Source organism: Paraperlucidibaca sp. (assembly GCF_982810325.1).
In genome coordinates this window covers 1-5,568 of record NZ_CEYEMI010000054.1, presented here as the reverse complement: position 1 = coordinate 5,568, position 5,568 = coordinate 1, and the positions used below count along the sequence as shown (strand labels likewise).

The window sequence follows — 5,568 nt, the reverse complement described above, 5'->3', positions numbered from 1 at the left end:
TGATATTACGTTTACGGGGCTTCGCAGTGATATTCGCGAAGTTTTTAGTCAATGCAATATTGTACTCTCACTATCCACGCAACCGGAGACTTTTGGTCGAACCGTGCTGGAGGCTTTATCCGTTGGCACGCCCGTGGTGGCATGGGATCAAGGCGGTGTTGGTGAAGTTTTAAAGGCATGCTATCCGGAAGGGGCTGTTGTCACAGGCGACCCACGCGCATTAGTGGCTGCAATGAGCATAGCATTAAGCACTGCACCGAAAAACTCTGCGCCCGACCAGTTTAAGCTAGCCACAATGTGCGAAAAGACCATTACGTGTTACAAATCCATCTCTGTCATCAAATCTAACACCACCTATTGAAAACCAAAATGAAAACTCACTGCCAAATGGTCGGGCTAGCCCTGATGATGATCGGAGTTTGCGCTAGCCTTTATCCTTTTTTACCTTGGGTATCATTGTCGTTAGGCGGCTTACTCCTGTACAGCCTTGCCGGCGGAACAGGGCTTGCCCTGCAGCCAAACACCAGTAGTTTGTTAGTTATTTTGGGGCTAAGTTTAATTCCAGGCAGCATATTTTCGACCGATTATGGAGCTTCTGCGAAAGGTTTATATGACTTGACGCGAGGTGTAATGGCGGGCCTAACGCTGGGCCTAATACTCATGACACCACTCCGCCAGCGCTATTTTTTAGCGCTTCTGCTTGTCACGCTATTGCTCGCCTTGATACAACACTTGCCCCTAATGGACGGCGCACTTCGTAACTCAGCCACCTATCAGCTGGAACGTAGCCTTTTTGGTCACCCCGCAAGACTAGCTGCGACTATCACTATGTGGCTGCTTCTGATTTGGCTTGCGCCACATAGTGACACCCATCGTCGGATTTACTTGCCCATAGCCTCGATTATTATTTTGGCTCTTACACTAGCTGCTAGCGCACGAGGTTCAGTAGTCGCACTAATCGCAACCGTCCTCCTATACACATCATGGCGAGCTCGCTCATGGCCGACTCGCATACTTCGCATAGCATTAAGCCTTGCCTGCCTGCCAATAGCACTAATATTAACTGGTCAACTATTAGATCGTGGCGTGGAAGACAGCGGTAGATACTCACTGTGGCAGCATACACTGAGTGTCTACGCCAGCTCACCTTGGGTAGGTATGGGAAATAACACCTTCAAAGGAGTGCCCAATGAGTTCTTACAAGGCTCCCAGCTACAAATGCCGCATAATATATATCTGGAGCTGCTTTTTTCTGGCGGCCCGCTTGCATTGACCCTCATGCTAACCGCATTTTTTATTTGGCTTTATCGGGGCACGAAGCAGCAGCACGAGCATCTCGCCAGCTTTATACCCATGATATTCGTCTTAACTTTAGGAATGGTGGATACAAAACTATTTAGTACCACTTTTGGACTGTACTTTGGAATGGCACTCGCCATGACCAACTATAAAAAGCAAAAATTTACGCACACTCAACGAGGGTATCATGCGCATAATTAACTCAGTCTATGGCGACTCTACTGGCGGTCGCTGGGGTGCAACACTTAAGACAGCTGAATTACTTAGCACTGCTGGTCATGAAGTTTATTTGCTAGTCGCACCCGAAGACATCACAAACATACCGTCCAACTTCACGCGAAATGAAGAAATAATTGCCATAAAAAATCATGGCCACTGAGACCTCGTGGCAAGCACAAAGGTACGCTCCATTATAAATGCCAAAAAGTACTGATTTGTGCATATGTCATAGCGACCGAGCTATCTACCTATTAATTGAAAGCAATGCTAAAACTGCGCAATGGGTGGGTGACCAGTTTGATAACAAGCTAGCTGGTAATCACGGGATTTCAGACTTTCTCTTCACTGATACCGCTCTAGCTCAAAGAGGTGAGAGCCTAGGCCTTCGAAGCCACTACTTGCCGCTGGCGACCACATCAATACGAGTCAGTCGGCAGCGACTAACACTAGCAGACGTTCGCAAACTCTACCTTCAGCACAAGTTCGTACTTAACACGATCAACTCAAGCAACATTACAAATGGGCTTCCATCTCGCTGCTTTGATGTTACTGGGCATGGAGCATGCTTAGTTACAGATGATGTTGCCGATCTTCATCTAAATTTAGTACCTAACAAAGAGTGCCTAGTCATTCCTGGTGGAGGCGGTGGTCAGGCCATCGCAGAGCTGCTTACTAGGGCCCAAGATACGGCCCAGAGCATCGCACATGCTGGCCAATCCAGAACGCTGAGAGAGCACACATGGAGCAATCGCTGGGACAGTATTCGACGATTAAACTTGATATGAAGCAGCACTTCACTGGAGAGCAGATCATTGGCTTCCAGCGCGAAGCCAAGGCCGAGTTACCAATCAAGGAGCCGTGCCGTAGCACGGCTTCTCCGAAGCTTGCTACTACTCTTGGCGCAGCAAGCTTCGGCGGAATGACACCCTCGGCCTATGACAACGGGTATAGAAAGCAGTTAAATTAACGTTGGACTCTAATCCCGGACTCTACTGAAACCAGGGGAGACGTCGCCTCCATCACCGCCAACTAGCCTATTATCAACCTACGAATAATCTACTCTCAGAGAAAGCCATGCGAATCGTAAATGCTGTTTATGGAGACTCCACCGGCGGTCGCTGGATCGCCACCCTGAAAACAGCCGAGCTACTTGCAGCCGCTGGGCATGATGTCACCTTGCTAATAGACCCGTTGGATCAACGTAAAATTCCAATCGACTTCCCCACAAAAATCACTGTGCATACCCTGCGCAACCACGGCCACTACGACCTCATCGCCAGCTGGCGAGCTCGTCAACTGTTACGCGCGAGCCGCATTGATCTTTGCATTTGTCATAGTGGGCGAGCGATCTACATGCTCAAGCGCGCGTCCAGAGGTATCAATCCGGTCGTGGCCTTTAATCATAGCCACAACATCAAACGCACCTTGCCAGCAGATGCCTTCATTTGCATTACCCCTTTCATGAAAAAACTCGTTGAACAGGCTGGAGCAAATGGCAAGCCATGTCAGGTTATCTCAAACGCAGTGTCTATTCCGGATGCCGCACTACTGCGACCAGCCCGCAATGAAGTCTTCACGGTTGGTGCCATCGCCCGTATGGCCCGCAACAAGGGCCTTCATCACTTGCTAAATGCGCTGAGCTTGCTCAGACAGCAAGGAGTCCAAATTCATGCTCGCATCGCCGGGGATGGCGAGGAACGCGAACAGCTGCAGATGCAATGCCAACAACTGGGCCTAGAGCAGCAAGTTGAGTTCATCGGCTGGATTCCGGCCCATGCAAAAACCGACTTCTATAACAGCGTCGACATCATGTGCTTCACATCGGAGTGGGATATCCAACCGCTGGTAATTTTGGAAAGCTTCGCCTACGGAAAGCCCTTAATAGGTACTGACATCGACGGGCCATCCACCATGTATGTCCATGGAGAAACCGCCTATGTGGTGCCGCCCCAAGATGCGCCAGCGCTGGCTCGGGCCATCGTGACGCTACGCGACGACGCCGCACTGCGCCAGACCCTAGCGATCACCGGCCGCGCCAAAGCCTTGCGCGAGCACTCCGACGCAAGCATCTCGCAACAACTAGAAAGCTTCTGCGCCTCACTGATAGCCGTAAAATAAGGCATAGAACTGGTACTGCAGCCAGCGTCGGAAGCTAAAATCCGACAGGCCTTGATCACGCAGCGGAGTCATCTCGCGGTAACGCATGTAGGTACGATAGTGCGCACCTGGTCGCCAGAAGCGGTAGTGTATAGACCAAGGCTTGCGACCGGCATAATGAATGATGCGCGGCTCTCCGGTGCTCAAGAAGGGGATGAAGTTATAAGCGCCGTCCAGTAATTGCTTGTCCGGCTCGAACAGGATGTTCAATATGTCTTGGTCTCCCCAAGTGATCCTCTCGCCATAGCGCCGCAGGATGTCACTAACGGCGAGCATAACGCCGTCATAATCATAGGCGGCGGCATCCACACGTATGACTCCGGCATTGAAATAGCTTGTGACTGCCAGCGACTCGGCCTTCTCACGGCGCAGGTCGGCGCTGGGCTCCAATACCACCGACACTGGCTCTAGCTTGTCTGAGAGCAGGCCAGAAAGATTCGCAACCACCAAGGTGTCAACATCAAGGTAGAGCACAGGTTCGTGGAAATACTTGAAGATCAGGAAGCGAAGATTAGTGCCTATATTCAGGAACCCGATTACCGGCAAGCTCCTGAGCTGATCGACCTCCTCATCTGTGGCGTGGATGTAGCTTACTTGGCGCTGATAGCCTGCCGCCAGCGCGTTGATCTCACTTACCCAGCTGATACCAAGGTGAATGATGGTGACCCGGATGTCATGTGCCCGGTTGTTATCATACAGCGCCGCCAGCGCCGGCAGCAGGTGCTTGCTGTAGTCCGACTCATCGTGGACACAATAAACCACATTCATTTCGTGGCCTCGCTGGAAGTAGCTACCAACCCTGTTGGCCCCAAACGCCCCACCATATCCTTGTGAAAAAAGAACACATAGTGATACATCAATCGCAATGGGCTACCAAGCAACTTGCGCCAGAAGAATCGCGGATAAAGCCAAACCAGCTTTACATCCGAGAGACGTTTGCGACGCTTACTCATGCTTCGAACAACCTGCTTTGGGCGATGCTTACGGTAACGAATAAGAGGACGCTCCATGAACTGACCGGAGTAACCATGGTGCCAACAACGAATAAAAAGCTCCCAATCTTCACGGAGGTCAAAACCACGATCAAAACCATTCACGGCATCAAAAGCAGTCTTTCGAATCATTACACTTGTCTGAATATAGTTCGCACGGGACAGTCGTACCGGGTCAAACGGACCCGCTGGGAAAATATCATTCTTTTCCCCAAAATATTGCAGCTGACCATAGACATAGCCTACCGAGGCTGGAGCCAAATCCAGTGCCTTGACCATTACCGCAAGCGTATCTGGGTAAAGCAAATCATCAGAGTCTAGAAAAAGCAGATAGTCACCGGAAGCATAGGCAGCACCATTATTACGAGCAGCAGAGACGCCTTGATTTGGTTGAGAAAAAACTTTCACCGGATAATGCTGAGCGACCACAAGACTATTATCGGTAGATCCATCATCGATGAAAATTATTTCGTAATCATCATAAGTTTGCGCCAAAACCGACTCTAGCGTTTCTGCCACATAGCGACCGTAATTGAAGTTAGGAACTATTACAGATACCTTGCGACTCATTTCAAGCTCCAGTAAGCGCTAATAATTGTGTTAGCTGCCGGGCAATTAGGGCATTGGAAAAGCATTGATCATAAGTGCGTCGAGACAACAAACCATAAGAAACCAAATCATTGCGTCGCGCTTGCAGGCGATGAACGGCCGCTTGGATGCTGGCCGGATCGCCCGGCAACGCCCAAAAAAAGCCCTGATCTTCATCAGCACGCAAGCTCTCCGGATATGCCGATGTGCTCGCGGTAATAACAGGACGACCAATCGCCAAACCTTGGTAAACCTTGTTCGGAATCACTCGACGCGCCTTATCGGTAGCACCAAATATGCCTAGGATGGCATC

General features: G+C 50.3%; 9 protein-coding genes. 6 read left to right on the top strand and 3 right to left on the bottom strand.

What is annotated here, in order from left to right; genetic code table 11:
• From AC3DKE_RS10890 to AC3DKE_RS10865, 6 genes are all read left to right on the top strand, one after another.
• Window positions 1-361: glycosyltransferase family 4 protein (locus tag AC3DKE_RS10890; RefSeq protein WP_487990699.1), on the top strand; the 361-nt coding region annotated here is incomplete at its 5' end.
• 8 nt (window positions 362-369) lie between these two features.
• Window positions 370-1,500, top strand: coding sequence for an O-antigen ligase family protein (locus AC3DKE_RS10885; RefSeq protein WP_487990698.1), 1,131 nt, complete (start codon window positions 370-372; stop codon window positions 1,498-1,500).
• On the top strand, window positions 1,487-1,678 hold the full coding sequence (locus AC3DKE_RS10880) for a hypothetical protein (protein ID WP_487990697.1): 192 nt from the start codon (window positions 1,487-1,489) through the stop codon (window positions 1,676-1,678). The genes AC3DKE_RS10885 and AC3DKE_RS10880 overlap by 14 nt, the downstream gene beginning before the upstream one ends.
• A gap of 37 nt (window positions 1,679-1,715) precedes the next feature.
• Complete coding sequence (locus tag AC3DKE_RS10875) at window positions 1,716-2,303, top strand: glycosyltransferase family protein (RefSeq protein ID WP_487990696.1); 588 nt, start codon at window positions 1,716-1,718, stop codon at window positions 2,301-2,303.
• Window positions 2,258-2,485 (top strand): hypothetical protein, encoded by a 228-nt coding sequence (locus AC3DKE_RS10870; protein ID WP_487990695.1) that lies wholly within the window; start codon window positions 2,258-2,260, stop codon window positions 2,483-2,485. Before AC3DKE_RS10875 ends, AC3DKE_RS10870 begins: the two co-directional genes overlap by 46 nt.
• Before the next feature lie 107 nt (window positions 2,486-2,592).
• On the top strand, window positions 2,593-3,636 hold the full coding sequence (locus tag AC3DKE_RS10865) for a glycosyltransferase family 4 protein (RefSeq protein ID WP_487990694.1): 1,044 nt from the start codon (window positions 2,593-2,595) through the stop codon (window positions 3,634-3,636).
• Here the strand turns inward: AC3DKE_RS10865 and AC3DKE_RS10860 are convergent.
• The 3 genes from AC3DKE_RS10860 to AC3DKE_RS10850 form a co-directional block, all read right to left on the bottom strand.
• On the bottom strand, window positions 3,616-4,443 hold the full coding sequence (locus AC3DKE_RS10860) for a glycosyltransferase family 8 protein (protein ID WP_487990693.1): 828 nt from the start codon (window positions 4,441-4,443) through the stop codon (window positions 3,616-3,618). The two genes, AC3DKE_RS10865 and AC3DKE_RS10860, sit on opposite strands and share 21 nt — an antisense overlap.
• On the bottom strand, window positions 4,440-5,237 hold the full coding sequence (locus tag AC3DKE_RS10855) for a glycosyltransferase (RefSeq protein WP_487990692.1): 798 nt from the start codon (window positions 5,235-5,237) through the stop codon (window positions 4,440-4,442). The genes AC3DKE_RS10860 and AC3DKE_RS10855 overlap by 4 nt, the downstream gene beginning before the upstream one ends.
• 1 nt (window position 5,238) lies before the next feature.
• Window positions 5,239-5,568, bottom strand: a 330-nt coding sequence (locus AC3DKE_RS10850) for a hypothetical protein (RefSeq protein ID WP_487990691.1), incomplete at its 5' end; no start/stop codon positions are given.